This window comes from Flagellimonas lutimaris (assembly GCF_051494225.1).
GTDB lineage: Bacteria > Bacteroidota > Bacteroidia > Flavobacteriales > Flavobacteriaceae > Flagellimonas > Flagellimonas lutimaris_A.
Window position 1 is genome coordinate 1 of record NZ_JBNPYE010000031.1, and the last position, 453, is coordinate 453.

At 59.8% G+C, this 453-nt stretch carries 1 protein-coding gene; it reads right to left on the reverse strand.

Annotated elements, in window-relative coordinates; genetic code table 11:
* On the reverse strand, positions 1–453 hold a 453-nt coding region (locus tag ACQQ5U_RS19410), incomplete at both ends, for a hypothetical protein (protein WP_437400118.1).

Sequence of the window (453 nt, forward strand, 5' to 3'; positions counted from 1 at the left end):
CGTCAAGGTCTTGGCTAAGGGTGCCACCGGCATCCGTCACCTCGATGGAAGTTCCGTTGAGGGATACCCCGGTGTTGTATTCGTTCGTAGGGTCCGCGTCCGCATCGTCCGTATCAAGGGCGGCAAGTTCGGCGTCCGTCGCAAAGGTGCCGTCAAGGTCAACCCCCGTGGCCCCCGCAGCGGCATTGGTCAGTTCCAAGGTCGTGCCCGTCAAGGCTACATCCGAAAGTTCGTTCGTAGGGTCCGCGTCCGCATCGTCCGTATCAAGGGCGGCAAGTTCCGCGTCCGTCGCAAAGGTGCCGTCAAGGTCCACTCCCGTGGCCCCGGCAGCGGCATTGGTCAGTTCCAAGGTCGTGCCCGTCAAGGCTACATCCGAAAGTTCGTTCGTAGGGTCCGCGTCCGCATCGTCAACATTATCAACACCATCATTATCAACAGTTATGGTCCCACCAT